Below are 20,034 nucleotides of genomic sequence, written 5' to 3' on the forward strand. Positions count from 1 at the left end.
ATATTTGGAACACCCTGATCATCAAGTTTTGGCTATATTCGGGGGTTCGAAATTCAAAAATATGATGAAGACTTTACGTGCTGCCATTCTCACATTCGCCCTGCTTACTGTCCATATCGGCATAAATGCTCAACACGCCTTTCTCGACCAGCCGCTGATTGAGGTACTGGATGAAGTTGGATCGAATCAATTGATCTCCATCGCCATCATGCTGGAAGATGAAGTCGACCTCTTGACATTAAAGGAAGATTTCAATAAGAAGAAGCTGCCCGCAAAAGACAGAGCACCACTGGTAGAGCAAGCACTCAAAGAAAAAGCAGCAGCCACACAACCCATCATCCTGAGTTTCATACATAACTCCGGATTGGAATTCGCTGATGTCAAAACCTTCTGGGTTTCAAACTCCATTGCCTTAAAAGCAGAGCCGGAGTTGGTTGAAGCTTTATCTAACAGAGATGATATCGCTTACATGTATTTGAATAGAAATGCCTTTGGGTACATTCCTAAAGAGATAAAAGGTGAAGGAGACGAAAAGAGTGTCGGAGGAATTGAGCCCGGATTAGAAGCTATCGGCGCACCAGAGATGTGGGCTTTGGGGTATACCGGTCACGGCCGAATAGCAATGACATACGATACAGGAGTTTGGGATGATCACCCGAGCCATCAAAAAAGATTTCTTGCCAATAGAATGCCATTGCTGAGCACTTGGTATGGCTACGACAGCCCATTGCCGGTTGATAAATCCAGCAGTCATGGTACCCACGTTACAGGCACAATGCTTGGACTCGATACGGCTACCAGCGACACCATTGGCATGGCTCCACGTGCTTACTACATCGCAACCGATCCTGTAGTGTCCAACTTAGCGGACGTTAAACCGCTAACCGATTTCATGTTTGGCTACGAATGGTCAATAGACCCTGATGGCGATCCTGAAACAACCAACGACATTCCTGATGTGATCAATAACTCCTGGGGCTTTGGTCCAGACTTAGATGAAGCTCCGTGTCCTGAATTTGTCGTGCCCGTGTTCACGGCGGTGGAAGCAGCAGGTATTGCCAATGTTTTCTCAGCAGGAAATGAAGGACCGGGCGATATGACAATGAGTGTCCCTCACAATACAAATATCGGTTTGGTGAATTCTTTTACCGTAGGTGCCACGTCATCGGGAGGAAGCTTTCCGATTGCCAGCTTTTCCAGCCGCGGACCGAGTTTTTGCGGAGGAGAAGGAAGTCTTTTGATAAAACCTGAAGTATCTGCGCCAGGGGTAAACGTGCGTTCTTCCATCGAAAACGGAGAGTATGACTTCTTTAGCGGAACTTCGATGGCTGCTCCACATGTGAGTGGTGCCGTGCTGCTTTTACGTGAAGCTTTCCCTGATTTGACCGGTGAGGAGATTCTCTTGGCGATTTACAATAGCGCTATCGATCTTGGTGAAGAAGGAGAAGACAATACTTACGGTATGGGCTTCGTCAATGTAAAGGCTGCTTATGATCTTTTATCGGAAAGTCACACTCCCACTCCACCTGCTGTTTTGAGCACTGATATTGAACTGGTCAGAATAGTAAGCCCATCTGATGACATCATTTGCTCAGATGCAAGCGCAGGTGTAACTCCTGTAATAGAAGTGCGCAACAACGGCAACGAAACCATAAATGGCTTTGATCTATTCGTTTCCGTCATTGGTGAGACTGCTGAAGTGCCTTTTGCCACAGAAACTTCGCTTGAGCCTGGTGAGATAGTAGAAATAGAACTACCCGAAATTACTTACGAAGGCGTTGGGTTTAAAGAGCTGCATGTGCGAATTGTACCGATTGAGGGAGAATACGATGTACTCAACAACCACGGGATCCACCGTTTTACAGAAATACCTAAATACGACTGGGAAGTAGAAGGAGCCTTTGCGGATGACTTTAGCAACGGTATTGATTCGGAAGTTTGGACGATATACAATCCCGATGCATCCATTACTTGGGACACACTACGCGTCCTCCAAATAGATGGAACAGAAGGACTGGCTGCACATATGAACCATCCTGAATACCTGACCGTCTTGAGTCAAGACGACCACCTCATCACCCCATTGATCGAAAATCGACCTGAAACGACCAATTCTATGGCCTTTGATTACTACTACAGAAAACGAAGTAGCCAATCCTTTACAATGGATACACTTGTGGTCTTCATTAACCGTACTTGCGGCGACGAGTACATGAGCGAAGAATTGCTTCGATTGGGTGGTACTGAACTCTGGACAAATGATGATTCAGAGCAAGATGCATTACCTGATTCGGCTGATGAATGGCGAACGGTTAACCTGGATATGGGTCTGGAGAATACTGATCCATTCTTCTTCAGCTTCGTTACACTAAACCGCAGAGGAAATAACCTCCTGATAGACAATGTCAGAATGGGTGTAAACTTGAGCACTTCCAATGCAGCACCAAGTCTAGAAGCTCGAATCTACCCTAATCCGACAAACGCAGGGTTCAGGCTGGAATGGAATGAAACAGAAAGGGCCGATGTACGAATCTACGATCTATCAGGAAGGGTGATTAGTTTTAAACAAAACCTGGAAAGCGGTGCGCTGATCGAGAACCTCAATCTGAGCAAGGGCGCTTACATCGTTGAGGTTTCCGTTAGTGAAAACAGATCGTCACAGAAGCTCATCGTAAACTAACGACTCACGACCAAGCGCTTGGTTAAAACGGTTTTGGCATTATATACGCTTACGAGGTAAATCCCTTCTGGAAGAGTCGCTATATCTACAGAATTGGATGAGGCCAATCGACCTCCCTTTACCTCTCTGCCCGTAAGATCCAAAATTCTGAAATGACCTTCAAATCCAGATGGAACCGAAATTTCCATTGTCGTCGAACCCGGATTAGGGTATATCTTGAAATCAGCGTCGGTGATCTCCGTTGAGCTGAGAGCAGTCTCATTGGTCAAATAGCGAAAAGAAACAAGGGCGTCTTGAAGAACGATAGCCTCCGCCACTATCCCACCTACTTCAGGGGAGATCCAAGTGTAATTGATCTGCTGTGGTCTTTCGATTTGTGTCCCTGTTTCCGTAAACGCAATATAGATGGTGTCAGTAACATCAAGCTCCGTTCTGACTCGCAAACAGTTATATGAAGATCCCGGAAGAATCAACTCACCCCAGGCATCTGCATTGGTTGAGCGCAAACCCGACTGACCTACTGCACCAATACTCGGAACATCAGTGAAGAAATAGAACGAGTTGGTGTCCATATCTCCAAACGACAAAGGAAAGCTGAACACTCTATCGAGGGTATCATAAGCCGAAATAAGCGGCAGCCCCTCTACTTCGGCTGCATTACCCGTTATAAAGTAGCCTTCGGCGTCAGAACGATAGAATTGATAAGCCTCTTCCACCTCCAAAGGTAATGGCAGCTCAAAAACAAGAACTGCCAATTCTAAGGCAAATGTCGAGAGATTCTGACCAGCCAAAAACGGATTACCAAAGAAGAGCCCAAACAGTTCAGGCGTTGAATCTAATGGGTAATAAGAATCTGTGAGTTCAATACCAACAGGTGGAAGGGTACTAAAGTCCCAAGTGAGATCTTCTCCTCCCTCAGGCAAGACATCGATCTGATCGGGAGTTAAATCCAGAATCTGTGTGTATTCAAAAACATCTCCAACGGAGATGAAATTGCTCTGATCTATTATCGGTTGGGCTACAAGACCAGCTGATAAAGAGAAGAAAAGAATAATTGAGTAGAATGATCTCATAGCTTATATTTTAACTGACGCCTAAAATACTGCGAATTGAGCTAAATCGCCAACAGAACATCTCATCAACTCGTCAATGCATAGTTGGTGTGCTTATTGCACGGATGGGATTTTGAGAATATCCGTTAAATGTCCTTCTTTTCAACTAAGTCGCAGTAAAAACCGTTATTTTTGATGCATATGCATAAAAGTCATCTGATTCTAGTCTTTTTGATTCTATCAATCCTCACGGGCACCACTTCTCTGTTTGCCCAAGGTGGAGATGACGACCTAATTCAGTTTTCGGGAGTTGTCATCACTGGAGACAGCTTGAGCCCTGTACCATTTACCAATGTCCTTATTGAAAATACGGACAAGGGAACCATGACTGATTATTACGGGTACTTTTCTTTCGTTGCACAAAAAGGAGATTCGATTCTATTCTCATCCATCGGTTACGAACGACGTCGGTTTATTATTCCCGACACCTTAACTATCAACAGGTATTCATTGATCCAAATCCTCGACAAAGATACGATTACACTGAGGGAGACAGTGATTTATCCATGGCCAACCAGAGAGCAGTTCAAACAAGCCTTTCTGGCTATGGAAATTCCAGAAACCGATTTTGACCGTGCTCAACGCAATCTTTATCAAGCCGATATGATAGCTCGAATGGATGCTGCCATGCCTAGCGGTGGCGAGACATTTAAGTACAGTATGCAGCAGTATCAGCAGCAAATCTACTACGCAGGTCAAGCGCCGCCCATTAACGTTTTGAATCCCGTTGCTTGGGCACAATTTGTCAAAGCATGGAAACGCGGCGACTTTAGTTCAGACAGAAAACGCGGAGGGCAATAAAACTTCGATCAATTCAGTTATGTTTGCGAATTGATTGAATCTATTTACGGCTTTGAATACCCGATTTCTTATAGGAACCATCTTACTCTGTCTTTTTACCCTAGCCTCCTCGGCGCAGGAGAAAGCGACGGTAAAAGGAAAAATAACAGATAGAGAAGGCAATGCCATTGAATTTGCCAATGTCTATGTGCGTAGTCAAGGCGAAGGAACTTTCACCGATCGATATGGAAGATTCAAAATCGAACTGGAGCCCGGAGAAGGGATTTTGCTCGAAACAACGCACACTTCTTTTTTAGGTAAAGAAGAAACACTCGACCTGACTGCGGGACAAACGCTCCTCATAAACTTCAGGCTGGAATACCGAGAGATAGAAGGTGTCGTAATCATCGATGACCGCACTCGGACTTCGCCTATGGACAGGGTTCCCATAAAAGACATAAAGATTTCCCCGACAGTTCAACAAGGAATTGAGAGTGTCTTGACGTCTCAACTTGGTGTGCGCATGAACAATGAGCTCAGCTCAAACTATAGCGTTCGTGGCGGAAGCTACGCCGAAAATCTGGTTTATGTGAACGACATTGAAGTCTACCGTCCCTTCTTAGCGCGATCAGGAGAGCAAGAAGGTTTGAGTTTTCCCAATCCCGACATGGTGGGAACGATCAATTTCAGCGCCGGAGGATTTGATGCTCGCTATGGCGACAAGATGAGTTCCGTACTTGATATACAGTACAAAAAACCAAAACGTTTTGGAGGAAGCGCTAGTGCCAGTTTACTCGGAGGTTCGCTTTCACTGGAAAGCTCGTCAAAAGATAGCCGCTTCACCCAAGTGTCAGGTATACGCTATTATACGAATCAATACGTTTTGGGAAGTCTCGACACTCAAGGTGATTATCAACCCGACTTTACCGACATACAAACCTACTGGACTTACGATCTCAATGAAAAATGGGAAGTCCAATTCTTAGGAAACTACTCTAATAACAATTTCAAATTTGTTCCCTCTACCAGAGAAACTCAGTTCGGTAGTTTCAATGAAGCCTTGCGGTTCACCGTATTCTTCGAGGGACAAGAGGTCACTTCGTTCGAAACGTTCTTCGGAGCGCTTTCTACAGAGTACAAACCCGATAATTCGACTCGTTTAAAATTCACTGCATCAGCTTTTCGAACTTTTGAGAATGAGACCTTCGATATTTTAGGTCAATACTTCTTGGATGAATTGGAAAGAGACTTAGGCGACGATGAATTTGGCGATGTAGTAAGGAACCGCGGAATCGGCTCTTACCTCGAACACGCTCGAAACCGACTGGACGCAAAGGTATACAGCTTCCAGCATCGAGGTTTTAAAACCATAGAAAACAAATACCTGCAATGGGGATTCACTTGGCGTGGAGAAGATATCAGCGACAGGCTGAGCGAATGGAGCTACATCGACTCTTCGGGATACTCCACTCCCATTAACCCGACCAATCAGATTGTGCTTAACGATGTAATTAAAGGAAACAGTCAGATCACTTCCAATCGATTGATGGGATACGTTCAAAACAGCTGGGATTGGTTGCTTGATAACGAAAGTCAATTGACAGCCACTGCGGGGGTGAGAGTGAATTACTGGGACTTTAATAACGAAACAGTATTTAGTCCACGTGGTACAATAGCTTGGAAGCCAAAATGGAACAAGCAAATCAACGACAGCACGACCCTGACGCGTGATGTGGTTTTCAGGTTCAGTTATGGATACTACTATCAGCCAGCTTTCTATCGAGAGTTGCGAGAGTTGGACGGAACGCTTAACCCGGACATTCGCGCTCAGCGCGCCATCCACTATGTCCTCGGAGCGGATGTTAACTTCCAGCTCTGGAATCGACCGTTTAAGTTCATCGCAGAAGCCTATTTCAAGGATTACGACTTCTTGGTTCCTTACGAAATTGACAACATCAGGCTACGCTATTACGGAACAAACGATGCTGTGGGATATGCTGTAGGTTTGGATACGAAGATTCACGGAGAATTTATCCCTGGAATAGAGTCTTGGGCTAGTTTGAGTTTCTTGCGCACGGAAGAAGACTTACTCAACGATTTCTACTACGAAATTTACAACAGCGACGGTGAGATCATCTCACCTGGCTTTACAGAGAACGATATTCCCGTTGATACCATTACTAGATTTCCGGGTTATATCCCCCGCCCTACTGATCAGTTGGTATTCTTCAGCATGTTTTTTCAAGATGAGATGCCGAGTATTCCAAGCTTTAAAGTTCACTTGAGCGTTCTCTTCGGTTCGGGACTTCCCTTCGGGCCGCCCGACAATGAGCGCTACAAAGACACTGAGCGCTACCGAGCTTACCGCCGTGTAGACATTGGTTTCTCAAAAGACTTGATGCCCAAAGACCCAAGCAAAGGGTTGTTCAAGAATTTCAAGAGTGCCGTGGTATCACTTGAAGTATGGAACCTGCTGGGTATTAACAATACCATCAGTTATAGCTGGATTCAAGAATCGAGCGGAAGGCAATATGGAGTGCCGAACTTCCTGACTCAAAGACGGGTCAATTTGAAGTTGGCGTTTTCTTTTTAGTAGTGCGTAGCTCGTTTTTCGTAACTAGTAGTTCGTCATTCGCAGCTCTGGTTGCAAGCTATGTCACAAAAACCTCCTCAAAACAAACTTTAGAAAACTCAAAGATCATCGAAGTTTGATTTGCTTATTGACTGGCTTTTCTCTCTGTGATCTCCTCTGAGCTTTATCGAACTAAATGTTCTCACAGAAAAAATAGCACGCCTTAAAAGTTAGTTCTCGGTACAAGATTTTTTAGTTCAGTATTTGGGTCCTTATAAACCAGAGATTCAGGCAGAAGCCTTAACATCGAGGGAAATTTATGATCAGAATATTTGCTTCCTTAGCAGTAACTAGTTGATTGCCTGAGCTTGTCTCAAAAAAACACGGGGCAACGAGTCAAGAACTTTCAGCCTTCAGCTTGAAGCTAAAAACTACTTCACAAACTCCAGGACTGTCTTTCGAATAATCCCCACACAATCCATTAATTGCTCTTCGGTCATAACGAGCGGTGGAGCAAAACGAATGATGTTTCCGTGGGTTGGTTTTGCCAACAAGCCGTTTTCAGCTAAGCCGAGGCATATACGCCAAGCAGTATCACTGTCTTCAGTGTCATTTACTAAAACAGCATTAAGCAGTCCCTTTCCCCTTACGGAGTTGATCAAGTCAGACTCATTGGCAAGCTTGGCCATTTCTTTGCGGAAGATTTCACCCAATCGGCGGGCATTTTGAGCGAGTCGCTCATCATCTACCACTTCAAGTGCAGCGATAGCTACGGCGCAAGAAAGAGGGTTTCCACCATAAGTAGATCCATGAGAACCAGGTGTGAATACATGCATGATATCATCATTTGCCAAAACAGCCGAAACGGGATATACTCCACCCGAGAGGGCTTTACCCAAAATAAGAATATCAGGACGAACGAAGGTCTCAGGTTGACGCTCACAATTTCCTTGGCAAGTGCAGTTTCCACAAACGGCCAAAAGGCTACCTGTACGGGCAATACCCGTTTGAACTTCATCAGCAATGAAGAGCACATTGTGGTCGCGGCAAAGCTCAGCTGCCTTCATGAGGTAGTCATGATCAGGAGTGAAAACTCCTGCTTCACCTTGAATTGGCTCTACCAAGAATCCTGCGATGTTCTTATCGTCTTTAAGTGCTTCTTCAAGCGCATCAATATCGTTGTAAGGAACGTTGATAAAGCCTTCAACTACAAAAGGTCCAAAGTTTCCTCTAGCCACGGGATCATTACTAAAAGATATAATTGTTGTCGTTCTTCCGTGGAAGTTTCCATCGCAAACGATGATCTTGGCAGTATTCTCATCGAGGTTTTTCACCTCATGCGCCCACTTCCGTGCAAGCTTAATAGCTGTCTCTACTGCCTCAGCACCCGAGTTCATCGGAAGTACTTTTTCGAAACCGAAATATTCCGTCACATATTTGGCGTACTCTCCCAACTTGTCACTATGAAAAGCACGAGATGTGAGGGTCAACTTCTCAGCCTGTTCTTTTAATGCTCCGATAATGTGCGGATGGCAGTGGCCTTGATTCACTGCCGAATAAGCAGATAAAAAGTCGTAGTATTTCTTTCCTTCGACGTCCGTAAGGAAAACACCTTCTCCACTTTCCAAAACAACGGGCAACGGATGGTAGTTATGGGCTCCATACTTGTTTTCCATGTCGATGGAAACTTGGCTTTTTGTTTTGTTGTCTACCGTTTGCATATCCGCTGTTTTTAAGTGTTCAAGTTGATTTCGCAAAGGTCAATTAAAAAGACAAATCCGCCAAATAATCCGTTCATTTGCCCACGAAATGAAAGCATACCCCTTCAGAAGAGGTGACGACATTGAGGTCACCATCACCAAGATGGCCTTCGGCGGTCGAGGAATAGCGAAGATAGAAACGGAAAAAGGCGACATCGTTGCCTTTGTACCGAACGCAATAACCGGCCAAAAAGTAAAGTGCAGAATCGTTAAGGTTCGAAAGCGCCATTTGGAAACCAGTCTCATGGAAATTTTGGAGCGATCACCAGCTGAAATCGAGATTCCCTACCAAGCGATCTCGGGAGCTCCTTTCGCCACCTTACCCATCGAAATTCAAGAGAATACAAAAAAAGAAACATCCATCGATCTGCTGCAGCGAATCGGGAAGGTGGAAAATACCCAAGACCTCTTCGACGAGTTTATCTCCTCTCCTCTTCATTGGCATTACCGAAATAAGATGGAGTATAGCTTCGCAGCGATTCGCTTCGACCTGAGAGAGAAAACAGATGTGGACGACTTTGCCCTTGGGTTCAAGCACCGCGGCACCTGGTGGATGGCTGAGAACTTGGACAAAGACAGCGGACTCTTCGACGAGGAGTTCGAAAACTCGCTGAAAAAGATTCGTCAATACTGCGAAGACACTGGTCTTCCGCCTTGGCACCACCCGAGGAAAGAGGGCTTCTTTCGATTCCTTACAGTGCGGAAAAGTCATACGGATCAAGGACTTTTACTGAACTTGGTGACTTCCTCCAAAGGTTTAGAAACATTTGACCTCGATAAATTCAGCACATTCCTCAAGGATTTATTGGGTGACCGTATCCAAGGATTCTTACATACCGTCAACGACGATATCGGCGATCGGGTGCAGCCTTTGGAAGGCGAAAGCAAACTGATCTTCGGCAGAGACTACATTGAAGAAGAGTTGAGCGGATTGAAGTTTAAAATCCAGATGGAGAGCTTCTTCCAAACCAATCCGCGCTCGGCAGAACGGCTTTACGCCAAAGCTATAGACTATCTATCCGAAGAATCAGAGGGAAAGGGATTAATCCTCGACTTGTTCTGTGGAACGGGAACGATCGGGCAACTGGTCGGATCAAAACTCGCGGAAGCGAAGATTTTGGGAGTAGACATTGTCGAAAAGGCGATTGAAGACGCCAAGCGATCCGCTGTCGAAAACGGCGTTTCCAACGTGGACTTTAAAGCTGCAGATGTAGGCAAATTCTTGCTCCACCACCCCGAGTATCGCGGAAAAATTGATGCAGTGATTCTCGACCCGCCACGCGGAGGAATAGCGCCCAAAGCACTGAAGAGAACGATTGAACTCGATGCCAATACCATTGTGTACATCTCTTGCAATCCCGCGACGCTGGCTCGTGATACCGAAACGCTGCAATCTTCGAACTACCACTTGAAGAAATTTGCCTTGGTCGACCAGTTTCCGCATACGGGACATGTTGAAGCAGTTGCTCTGTTTAAAAAGACGGATTGATGAACAACTGGGACGAAAATTACTGGCAAGAGCGCTGGGAAGAAGGGCAAACGGGATGGGACATTGGTTATGCCTCCCCTGCCCTCACGGAATTTGCCAAAGGCTACGATGACAAAAACATCCACATTCTTATTCCTGGTTGTGGGAACGGCTACGAAGCGGAAGAGCTTTATAAAGCAGGATACAAGAACACCTTCGTGATTGACCTGGCCCACGGGGCCTTTGAAAGCTTCAAAAAACGCTTTCCCGAATTTCCCGAGAGCCAGATGATTCTCGGAGATTTCTTCTCATTGGACGGAACGTATGACTTGATTTTGGAACAAACCTTTTTTTGTGCCCTCGATCCATCATTGCGTTCGGCTTACGCCAAAAAGATGAGCGAACTACTCGTACCGGGCGGAACTCTAGCAGGCGTTCTTTTTGACGATATCCTTTTTGCCGATCATCCACCATTCGGTGGTACGAAGGAAGAGTACCTCACCTATTTCGAAGACATCTTTGAAATCAAAACGTTTGAGGCAGCCAGAAACTCCATTGCTCCAAGGAAAGAGAGAGAGTTTTTTATTCAATTGAAAAAGCCGAATTAAGACTCGGGAACGTAAAGCTTCTTAATCGTCTTCACTGGACCCGGGCAATACGATTGGTGGCAAGAAATACAAGCACCTACTAAATTGTTGTAAGCTGACTTTGCTATATCGATGTCTTCTGCAGCGAGAAAAGCATCCAATTGAGATTGGTAGTTTGCCGCCATTCCTTCGAATACAGGGCCTTTTACTTCAGGCTTTGTTGGGGTTGATTCTATCAATGCGTCATAAATAGAAACGGAATCAATTACCATTTCGCCATTGACGATTTGTTTTCGCCAGTTTTTTGCGTCTTTGTGAATCTGCTTCATCAAATTAGCCAGCTCGCTGAATTCAGGTGTCATAATTGCTACCTGCTCCACAGGTGCTTGGGCTGTTTCCTCGGATACCTCAGAACAAGACCAAATAAAGACGAGAATAGTGAGAAGGATGGTAAGTTGTTTCATTTTGAGTAGGTATTAAGACGAAAGTACGAAGTATTAAGAAAGGACTCGAAAAAAGGCAATTGGAATTTGACTCAAATGCCGCATGGAATACTTTATACATTTGTCTAAATACAATTGCTCCGAAAAACTATTTTTGAACAAAGTTTGAAAATGCCACAAGAGAAGACCTTAGTACTCGATCATATCAGAATTCTCCAAAAGTTGCGACGGATCGCCTATCAGATCTATGAGTTCAACTACCGCGAGGAGGAATTGACCATTGTGGCCATTGAAAAAAAAGGAGTTTTTTTGGCTGAGCGCATTATTCCGATACTCAAAGATATCTCAGGGTTTAAAATCAACCTTGTTACGTTGAGCATCAATAAAGAAAATCCCAAAGAAGAACCGACTTGGAATGAGGATGCTTCCGTCTTGAACGGTAAGTCAGTGATTTTGATTGACGATGTACTCAACTCGGGCCGAACACTCATATACGCGGCGAGACACGTATTGGATTACAATGTAAAGAAGCTTACTACTGTAGTGCTCGTTGACCGTCGCCACAGACTCTTCCCTATAAAAGCCGACTTTGTAGGACTCACATTGAGTACTACTCTTCAAGACCACATTGCGGTAGAATTTCAAGAAGGAAACGACAAGGTCTATTTGGAGTGAATCTCTTTCACCAAGTGTTCGAGCTTTTCAGCGTTCACATTGGTTGAGTCAAAGCGAATATGTGCTTTTCTGTAATGCGGCACCCTTTCGGCGAGATGCGTCTTAATAAAATCCTGTCGTTTTTCCTCAGGGAAACCTTCCAATAAAGGACGATCCTCACCCTGAGCAAGTCGGCTGAGAATTTTATCGACAGACATATCCAACCATACTACGACTCCTGAATCTTTCATGCTTTCCATATTTCCGATGGAAGTAGCAGCTCCTCCCCCAGTCGATAAAACGAAAGATTCTTTTCTATTGCAGAAATCCTTTAAAATTCGAGTCTCCACTTCACGAAAGTGCAATTCCCCGCTTTGAACGAATATTTCTTTGATCAGGCGGGAATCCATCCTTACAATCTCCTTGTCTAAATCGTAAAACGGCAGGCGCATTGAATTAGCGATACGCTTGCCAAGTGTGGTTTTACCAACTCCCATATAGCCGATTAGAAAAACCTTTTTCATGCTTTGATTTCTTAAAGCTAATTTCGCAGAAATTTCCCGACTATGCGAGCCGTATCCGTAGAAAATAAGAAAATGGTCGATGAGTTTCATCGCGTCCCCGATATCATCTACGCGAATGATTCAAACTACATTGCCCATATCCGACAGGATATCGAAAAGATTTTCGATCCTGAAAAAAATAAGCTACTCAAGGACGGAAAAGCCATTCGGTGGGTTTTTTACAATGAGGACGGACAAAAAATCGGAAGGCTTGCAGCTTTTGTCAACCCAAAAACGGCCTTCACTGAAAAGCAACCTACGGGAGGTGTTGGTTTTTTTGAGTCAATCAATGACCAAGAAGTAGCAAATTTCATTTTTAATTCGGGGAAAACTTGGCTGGCAGAGCAAGGCATGGAGGCGATGGATGGCCCGGTAAATTTTGGTGAACGCAATCAGTTTTGGGGCTGCCTCACCATGAACTTCACCGATATGAATAGCTACGCCATGAACTACAACCCTGCTTACTATCCCGAACTATTCGAAAACTATGGCTTCCGAACTTACTTCAATCAATACTTGTACACTCGGCCTGTCTACCAGCCGGTAGAGGATGTTTTCGTGAGAAAACTGGAACGCTTGATGGAGAGGGAACAAATCACCGTAAAGAACGCAGTAGGCATGTCTTTGGAAGAAATCGCCGATAATTTCTTGAAAGTCTACAATGGAGCTTGGGGTGGTCACGACAACTTCAAGATGATGGAGAGAAAGCAGGCGCTCAAAATCATGAAATCCATGAAGCCCGTGATGGACAAGCGAATTTTGATATTCACTTTCGATAAAGAGAAAGAGCCCATTGCGTTCTTCATTAATCTGCCCGAGCTTAATGAGATCTTCCGTTACGTCAATGGAAATCTAAACCTTTTCGGAAAATTAAAGTTTTTATACCACAAGTGGAAGGGAACGCCCACCACGATGGTAGGTATTGTGTTTGGCGTGGTTCGCGAATGGCATGGAAAGGGCGCAGAAAGTGCTATGATTCATTGGTCAGGGAAGTATCTCACCGATAATCAACTTTACGATAAGATAGTGATGCAGTGGATCGGCGACTTTAATCCTAAGATGCTAAAAGTGGCAGAAAACCTCAATGCAACGCGATATCGAGAGATGAAAACATACCGCTATCTATTTGATCGTGAGGCAGAATTTGAGCGCTGTCCTATCGTAGAATAGATACCCACAAAATGAAGTTCAAAAAGAGCTTTGTGAGTTAAAAGTAAGCACTTATATTTGCACCCGCTTTTAGCAAAAGATTCCGTAGCTCAGTTGGTAGAGCAACGCCCTTTTAAGGCGTGGGTCCTGGGTTCGAGCCCCAGCGGGATCACAAGAAAACCTGTTCTTTTAGAGCAGGTTTTTTTATACATGAAAGTTTTGTGAGTAACGAAAAGTAGCAGGGGCGAGAAGTTTATCCCGAGCGCAGTCGAGGGGAGCCCCAGCGGGATCACAAGAAAAACCCGAGCTAATGCTCGGGTTTTTTAGTATTCAGTATTTGGTATTGAGTATTGCGACAGATTGACTTGTTAAGACATCCCGGGGCGAGCACTTTGGCTCCGCTCAGCATGAAAAGTTTATCCCGATGTAGGGAATGAATAGCGTGAGGAAGTATCGGGAAGCCCCAGTGGAATAACAGAAAAAGCCCTGACTTTGATCAGGGCTCTTTTAGTATTAAGACAGGCCGACTGAAAACAAGATGGTTGTTCGGCTTTTCAACCGCGAAGGCTACAGCCTTGGCAAAGTCTGATCCTGCCCTTTCTTAATTATGGCCTTGAAGTGTCGTTTATGGCTCTAGAAGTAATTCATGAAGGAATTATTCCAAAACAAAAAGCCGAGCTATTGCTCGGCTTTGTATGGCTCTGTTAAGAGCGAAAAACACGACTATTACTCTACGACTAGTTTCTTAGTCATTCTGAATCCTTCAAAATTGAAGTTCAAGAAATATATGCCCGAGGCATAATCTCCCAATCCCAATTCAATGATCTCTCCTGCCGGTATCTGAATATTCTGATTAATGACTCTTCCTTCTATGTCCATAACCGTAAGACTTCCCATTCCAACCATGTCAGAACCGAACGATATACGAACGAAATCTTGAGTAGGATTAGGGAAAACAGACAGAGATATGCTAGACTCCAAATCTGAAGTGCTCAATGCAATACCATTGACCGTATTGGAAAAGGTGACTTCGGATAAGCCTTCAGAATAAATGGTCTCCACAGCGTAGCGATACACTTCACTTGGGTCAAATCCTTCCCAATTTCCGTCTTCCAGACTCAATTCCGTCAATGGCACGTCATTCAGTTGAACCCAGTTTGTAATATCAGGAAACTCTGATTGCAATCCGCGGTAGACATTGTATGACAGCACCTCACCATTCGAAGGGTTATCACCGTCGTTCAGTGTGTTTAGCCTTACCAAGAAAGAAAAGTTAGGCGCTCCTTCTCCGAAGAACTCAGATAGCAAGACAAAATCCTGCCCGGGATATTTAATCGCAGCGGTATTTGCGATATCAGGCTCTGAAAAATCAATACAAAGTGCATTTGTACTTAGGGGATTGTTTTGCCAATGAATAGCCGCAAACACATCATCATCGACTACCACATTAGGCATATCTATGACATGAACAGAATCAGCAAAAATCAGGAATGGCTCTGAGGTCGCAATAACTTCGCCATCAGCATCAAACAGATCCAAGGTCACCAAACTGGTAGCATTCTCATAGATGTCTGTTCTAAACTCTACATCAGTAATGGTAGTCAATTCATCTATTTCAAAGATATTTCCTAGCCAAACGTTTTCATTCGGCTCGTTAGTATAACTGAAAGAGCAGGTTTCCAAGTCATTTCTGATCAGGAATACATCGCTTTCCTGGGGGTTTTCCCAGATCACTTCATTCGTCTCGAATCCTTCGTTTACAACTACATTGTATGGACTAATCCACAATTGGGTCAAAATGATTTCTCCTAAATCAATAGGCTCATTTCCTGTAGTAAACGTCACCGTTTGAGACTCATAGCCGTAAAAGCTAAAAGTAACTTCATAGTCTGAGTTACTGAAAACGTTTGGCAGGTTGAACGAACCGTCTCCCCCACTCGTTGATTCTGAGCTAGTGTATCCACCGAGAGAAATCGTAACATTTTCAATACCGATTGCCGGAGCATTACTACCGAAAACCACTCCTGTAACTTCTACTTCTATAAGCTCTTCAAGAGTGAAGTCCTGCGTTATTTCAGGCTGATTGACGTCGATGTTGACAACCTCTTCGTCGTAACCAAGAATTTCGGCTGTGAGTTCATACTCGCCATAGGGTAATTCGGGAAATTCATAAAAACCCGAAGCGTCTGTTATGGCAATGAGGGAAGAACCCGTAATACTAATTTCCACTCCTTCAATAGGCTGACTATCAAAATCAGAAACCGTACCTGAAACGACACTGAATTCCACAGTTGGATCTATTACAAATGTTACAACATTATGGTCAGTAAACTCATTGTAAAACTCAATCTCCTCATTGGGGTCAAGACCGAAGACGTCAAATGCGCTCAATGTTCTTATTGGACCGTTGGGAACAAGTTCCATTTCAAATCTTAAAATGGCGGGTGGCCATTCCGGATCGAATTGGTAATGTTGAATAACCAGATTCTCAATCCCGTTGTAGGCAATCGGCATATCAAAAGGAATATACAATTCTTCCATTCCTGGAAGTATCTCCACCGTATCGCTAAATACTAAAGTCATTTCCGAAGTCGGGATGAAGCCCTCTGAAAGATCTTCCAACTCACTTTGTTTTACCCATACCTGGAGAGGCAAAAGCTTAGGCTCCTCCGTTCCCAATAAGTTATGGTAAGGATAAATCATTCCATATACATCACCTGAGTTGGCAAACTCTTCAGCGTAAAACATGGACTGAGAAATATCGTCTTCGCCAAGGGTAAAAGTGCTTCCATTCGCATTAAATGGGAAATTGAGAGCAGCCAAATCAAACTCGCCGATGGTGTTTAACTCCACCGTATTCGGAACCACATACACATCTCTTGCTCTTGAAGAATTATTATCTAGTCTGTCATCAGCTTCAAAATCAATCTCAAAGTGAAGCCTATTCTGACCAATGTTTTCAAAATTGGCCGTCAACGTAAAAACTTCTTCCTGAAATGGCGAAAGAATGGTGCCGGGCTGTGAACCTACAACCAAACCCTCACTATCGACAAGATTAACGGTGTATTGGCTTCCAATAACGAGGGTAGATCCCGTATTCCTAACCGTGCACTGAAACGATTCATCTTGGTTTTGTCTGGCGAGAAAATAAATGTCACCTTCAGCAATGGCGAGATCATTCTCAGGTACATAAATGCTCGCGCTGGAAGTAAAAAGATCAAATTTCGCTTGGCCCGGTGCCTCAGCATATGATGCAATACCGAAACGATAAATCCCTGCAAACTCTGAAATATCATAAGTCAGCTCCTGCCAACTGCCGAAATCAATCACAATCTGGTCAACGACCGTTACGTTTCCATCTAAATCTTTGGCCACAAAAAAATTGTCCGTAGCCAGAAAACCTGCTGTTTCTATGAAAAACTTAAAGACGTCTCCATCTTCAACATCTAAGTAGGGTGTGTACAAAGTATCAGTCGCGATACCGAAGAAATTGCTATCAGGCAGTGCTGAGTAGTAGTAAAACCCTTGAGCCGAGCTACCGAAGTTAAGATTATCTCTCACCCCAAACTCTATTGACCATCCGGGAGGAGGGAAATCGGCGCCTTCGAAGCTCTCCCACAAGGTATCTACCGCCGCATAGGCTAAGTAGCTATCATTTACCGGGTTGATGTCGCCAAGTGCATTGGCAGTAGCAAAAACGGTATTCACTCCTTGCGGAAAATCAAAAGAGCCTATAACCAACTCTGTGCTTTGACCTGCAGGTAGCCCAAGGCTTTCCGTGCTAAAGGGAGCCTGTGAAGCATCATTCACGGCCCAATCAATGGTGAGCGTATCAATAAGGTTAGCACCTGTATTGGTAATCTTAATTCTTACGTCATTCTCTCCCGGAAACGGAACGATACCTTCTGGTCTAACTTGCTCTACGCTTAGGTCTTTGGGATTGGAAATCTCATAGTTAGATGTAAACACATCATTGGCAGGTACCTCGTCGCCGTTGGCAATCATGTTAAATTCAAGAACATAATTGTTAGAAGCGCTAAAATCAAAGCTGCCAAGATTAATATCGGTTTCATCACCGGGCTCCAAGGCCAGAGTGCTCGAACTAAAAGTGGTCTGATCCACTCCATTTACTGTCCATTCGATATCCGCTTCATCTACGATCGTAGTTCCATTATTTTTAATTCGGATAATCACATCCTCCGCATCACCCTGCTCGGCAAAGCCAGTGGGATTGATAACTTCCTGAATTCCCAAATCGGTATACGCGGATGGACTAACCTTAACGTCATCAATGAACCATACATGGAATGTACCTTCATAACGAAAGGCGATGTTTACTTCTTCACCTTCGTATGCTGAGAGGTCTATTATTTGTTCAGTCCACACTTGGGGCAGATCTATTGAAAGAAATACTTCGTCATAAGTAGCAGTGGAAGGATCGGCACCATCAGTAGAGACTAAAACCGAAGCACGATCATAAAACTCAATAGTTTCATTCAGCTCCCAAAAGCTTACCTGGTAATTATCAGCTCCAATAGTGATGGCCGGAGTTACCAACCAGTTGTCGCAATCATCGTTGCTGATACTGGAATAAGCAGAGTGGTTACCGGTGTGGCTCTCGCCTTGCCAGTCATCAATCCATCCATTGCCTGCACCAAGGGTATAAATAGACCAACCCTGAGGAGGCCAAGATTCAAACCCTTCTTCGATTACTTCGAGTTGAGCCATAGCCCCACTGCACATTGCGGTAAGGATGAGGGCTAATATTGATTTCTTAAATATCATAATGTGTTTTTTAAATTCAAGTGTGACTATTGTTTGATGATTTGATCAATGAATAAACCATCACCATTTGATACTTTCAATACGTAAACTCCTGACGGTAAATTCGAGAGGTCCAAAGTTTGATTTCCCGAATTTTGACTTGTCTTAATCAGCATTTGCTGACCGCTAACTGAGTAAACTTCAACTGTAGTATTTCCTTCCAACCCTTCAAGTGAAATATTTACCTGATTTCTGAACGGATTTGGAAATACCGCCAGATTTAAATTGTTTCTTCGATTCTCAACACCTACCGTTGTAATATTAAAACACTCTGAAGTTGATGAACAGTTTTCTGAAGTGATAATCACTGCATACTCACCGTTTGCCTCAGCTGCAAATGTTTGACTGGTCTCCCCTTCTATAGGTTCGTCATCGCTGCAGTCGATCCACTGGTATTCTACTCCCTCGGCAGATGCAGTCAGTACATTGCTATCTTGAGTTACTTCGGTATCGAGCACGATTTCCATTGGATTCTCTGAAACAGACACGCCTTGTCCGCCGCCGATGCACTCGACCGTTACCGATCCGGTGATGGTTTCGTAGCAGTCGAGCGTGATGGTGTAGTTGTACTCTCCGCCCGGTACGTTCTCAAAAAGGTCTCCGAGGATTTGTCCCGTGATGATCGTCTCGTCGTAGCCGTTCGGGCCTGTCATGTTGACTGTAGCTCCTGCAAGGGTGAATGGTGATCCAACAAAAAAGAAAACATTGTTGGAGGTAATCTCAGTTGGGTTCTCGAATACCGATACGCCTTGTCCACCGCCTAAGCATTCTACAGTCACAGATCCTGTGATGGTCTCGTAGCAATCTAGTGTGATGGTGTAGTCATAATCTCCACCAGGTACATTTTCGAAAAGGTCGCCTAAGATCGCTCCCGTTACAATTGATTCGTCGTAGCCATCAGGGCCCGTCAAGTTTATTGTAGCTCCAGCCAAAGTGAACGGTGATCCAACAAAGAAGAATACATTGTTGGATGTGATCTCAGTTGGGTTCTCGAATACAGAAACACCTTGTCCGCCACCGAGGCATTCTACCGTTACCGATCCGGTGATGGTTTCGTAGCAGTCTAGTGTGATGGTGTAGTTGTACTCTCCGCCCGGTACGTTTTCGAAAAGGTCACCGAGTAGTTCGCCTGTTACTATGCTCTCGTCATAGCCGTCAGGCCCCGTCATATTAACCGTAGCTCCAGCAAGGGTAAATGGTGATCCAACGAAGAAGAATACGTTGTTGGAAGTAATCTCTTGTGGGTTTTCGAATACAGAAACACCTTGTCCGCCGCCGAGGCATTCTACTGTTACCGATCCAGTGATGGTTTCGTAGCAGTCAAGCGCGATCGTATAGTCATACTCACCGCCCGGTACGTTCTCGAAAAGGTCACCGAGGATTTGTCCTGTTATAATCGTCTCGTCGTAGCCGTTCGGGCCTGTCATGTTGACTGTAGCTCC

At 44.5% G+C, this 20,034-nt stretch carries 13 protein-coding genes and 1 tRNA gene; 8 read left to right on the forward strand and 6 right to left on the reverse strand.

Translation table 11 applies throughout. The annotated features are described in order from the left end of the window. Positions 1-61: 61 nt before the first annotated feature. Positions 62-2,680, forward strand: coding sequence for a S8 family peptidase (locus tag O3Q51_12360; GenBank protein ID MCZ4409607.1), 2,619 nt, complete (start codon positions 62-64; stop codon positions 2,678-2,680). Here the strand turns inward: O3Q51_12360 and O3Q51_12365 are convergent. Next, positions 2,677-3,753, reverse strand: a complete 1,077-nt coding sequence (locus tag O3Q51_12365; GenBank protein ID MCZ4409608.1) for a T9SS type A sorting domain-containing protein — start codon at positions 3,751-3,753, stop codon at positions 2,677-2,679. The genes O3Q51_12360 and O3Q51_12365 overlap by 4 nt on opposite strands. A 180-nt stretch (positions 3,754-3,933) precedes the next feature. Here O3Q51_12365 and O3Q51_12370 point away from each other — a divergent pair, with 180 nt between their 5' ends. Together O3Q51_12370 and O3Q51_12375 are read left to right on the forward strand one after the other, a co-directional pair. Beyond that, entirely contained in the window at positions 3,934-4,593 is a 660-nt protein-coding gene (locus tag O3Q51_12370) for a carboxypeptidase-like regulatory domain-containing protein (protein MCZ4409609.1), read from the forward strand. A gap of 52 nt (positions 4,594-4,645) precedes the next feature. Continuing rightward, a complete protein-coding gene (locus O3Q51_12375; protein ID MCZ4409610.1) occupies positions 4,646-7,165 on the forward strand; it encodes a carboxypeptidase-like regulatory domain-containing protein in 2,520 nt (839 codons plus the stop codon). Positions 7,166-7,575: 410 nt separating this feature from the next. On the opposite strand, the gene rocD is transcribed toward O3Q51_12375, so the two are convergent. Continuing rightward, on the reverse strand, positions 7,576-8,865 hold the full coding sequence (rocD, locus tag O3Q51_12380) for an ornithine--oxo-acid transaminase (GenBank protein MCZ4409611.1): 1,290 nt from the start codon (positions 8,863-8,865) through the stop codon (positions 7,576-7,578). 88 nt (positions 8,866-8,953) lie between these two features. On the opposite strand from rocD, the gene rlmD reads away from it, so the two are divergent. Both rlmD and O3Q51_12390 read left to right on the forward strand, forming a co-directional pair. Next, complete coding sequence (gene rlmD / locus O3Q51_12385) at positions 8,954-10,393, forward strand: 23S rRNA (uracil(1939)-C(5))-methyltransferase RlmD (GenBank protein MCZ4409612.1); 1,440 nt, start codon at positions 8,954-8,956, stop codon at positions 10,391-10,393. Further along, on the forward strand, positions 10,393-10,980 hold the full coding sequence (locus O3Q51_12390; GenBank protein ID MCZ4409613.1) for a methyltransferase domain-containing protein: 588 nt from the start codon (positions 10,393-10,395) through the stop codon (positions 10,978-10,980). Before rlmD ends, O3Q51_12390 begins: the two co-directional genes overlap by 1 nt. On the opposite strand, the gene O3Q51_12395 is transcribed toward O3Q51_12390, so the two are convergent. Continuing rightward, positions 10,977-11,423, reverse strand: a complete 447-nt coding sequence (locus O3Q51_12395; GenBank protein ID MCZ4409614.1) for a hypothetical protein — start codon at positions 11,421-11,423, stop codon at positions 10,977-10,979. The two genes, O3Q51_12390 and O3Q51_12395, sit on opposite strands and share 4 nt — an antisense overlap. Positions 11,424-11,573: 150 nt before the next feature. Here O3Q51_12395 and O3Q51_12400 point away from each other — a divergent pair, with 150 nt between their 5' ends. Further along, positions 11,574-12,077: a phosphoribosyltransferase family protein gene (locus tag O3Q51_12400; GenBank protein ID MCZ4409615.1), complete on the forward strand. Its 504-nt coding sequence runs from the start codon at positions 11,574-11,576 to the stop codon at positions 12,075-12,077. On the opposite strand, the gene O3Q51_12405 is transcribed toward O3Q51_12400, so the two are convergent. Next, the gene (locus O3Q51_12405) at positions 12,065-12,580 is read right to left on the reverse strand and encodes an AAA family ATPase (GenBank protein ID MCZ4409616.1); all 516 of its coding nucleotides are present in this window, start codon (positions 12,578-12,580) and stop codon (positions 12,065-12,067) included. The genes O3Q51_12400 and O3Q51_12405 overlap by 13 nt on opposite strands. 42 nt (positions 12,581-12,622) lie before the next feature. On the opposite strand from O3Q51_12405, the gene O3Q51_12410 reads away from it, so the two are divergent. Together O3Q51_12410 and O3Q51_12415 are read left to right on the forward strand one after the other, a co-directional pair. Next, positions 12,623-13,789 carry a hypothetical protein gene (locus O3Q51_12410; GenBank protein MCZ4409617.1) on the forward strand — a complete coding sequence of 389 codons (1,167 nt, stop codon included), beginning with the start codon at positions 12,623-12,625 and terminating at the stop codon, positions 13,787-13,789. Between the two features lie 78 nt (positions 13,790-13,867). Next, positions 13,868-13,940: transfer RNA gene (locus O3Q51_12415), tRNA-Lys, on the forward strand. 554 nt (positions 13,941-14,494) lie between these two features. On the opposite strand, the gene O3Q51_12420 is transcribed toward O3Q51_12415, so the two are convergent. After that, positions 14,495-18,553, reverse strand: a complete 4,059-nt coding sequence (locus tag O3Q51_12420) for a choice-of-anchor J domain-containing protein (protein ID MCZ4409618.1) — start codon at positions 18,551-18,553, stop codon at positions 14,495-14,497. Positions 18,554-18,579: 26 nt separating this feature from the next. Then, positions 18,580-20,034: T9SS type A sorting domain-containing protein (locus tag O3Q51_12425; protein ID MCZ4409619.1), on the reverse strand; the 1,455-nt coding region annotated here is incomplete at its 5' end.

The sequence above is a fragment of the Cryomorphaceae bacterium 1068 genome, from assembly GCA_027214385.1.
Lineage (GTDB): Bacteria > Bacteroidota > Bacteroidia > Flavobacteriales_D > Cryomorphaceae > JAKVAV01.

Bases quoted from the DNA above. Each gene is read 5' to 3' on its own strand.
- O3Q51_12360 (MCZ4409607.1), top strand. From the start codon at position 62: ATGATGAAGACTTTACGTGCTGCCATTCTCACATTCGCCCTGCTTACT.
- O3Q51_12365 (MCZ4409608.1), bottom strand. From the start codon at position 3,753: ATGAGATCATTCTACTCAATTATTCTTTTCTTCTCTTTATCAGCTGGT.
- O3Q51_12370 (MCZ4409609.1), top strand. From the start codon at position 3,934: ATGCATAAAAGTCATCTGATTCTAGTCTTTTTGATTCTATCAATCCTC.
- rocD (MCZ4409611.1), bottom strand. From the start codon at position 8,865: ATGCAAACGGTAGACAACAAAACAAAAAGCCAAGTTTCCATCGACATG.
- rlmD (MCZ4409612.1), top strand. From the start codon at position 8,954: ATGAAAGCATACCCCTTCAGAAGAGGTGACGACATTGAGGTCACCATC.
- O3Q51_12390 (MCZ4409613.1), top strand. From the start codon at position 10,393: ATGAACAACTGGGACGAAAATTACTGGCAAGAGCGCTGGGAAGAAGGG.
- O3Q51_12395 (MCZ4409614.1), bottom strand. From the start codon at position 11,423: ATGAAACAACTTACCATCCTTCTCACTATTCTCGTCTTTATTTGGTCT.
- O3Q51_12400 (MCZ4409615.1), top strand. From the start codon at position 11,574: ATGCCACAAGAGAAGACCTTAGTACTCGATCATATCAGAATTCTCCAA.
- O3Q51_12405 (MCZ4409616.1), bottom strand. From the start codon at position 12,580: ATGAAAAAGGTTTTTCTAATCGGCTATATGGGAGTTGGTAAAACCACA.
- O3Q51_12410 (MCZ4409617.1), top strand. From the start codon at position 12,623: ATGCGAGCCGTATCCGTAGAAAATAAGAAAATGGTCGATGAGTTTCAT.
- O3Q51_12420 (MCZ4409618.1), bottom strand. From the start codon at position 18,553: ATGATATTTAAGAAATCAATATTAGCCCTCATCCTTACCGCAATGTGC.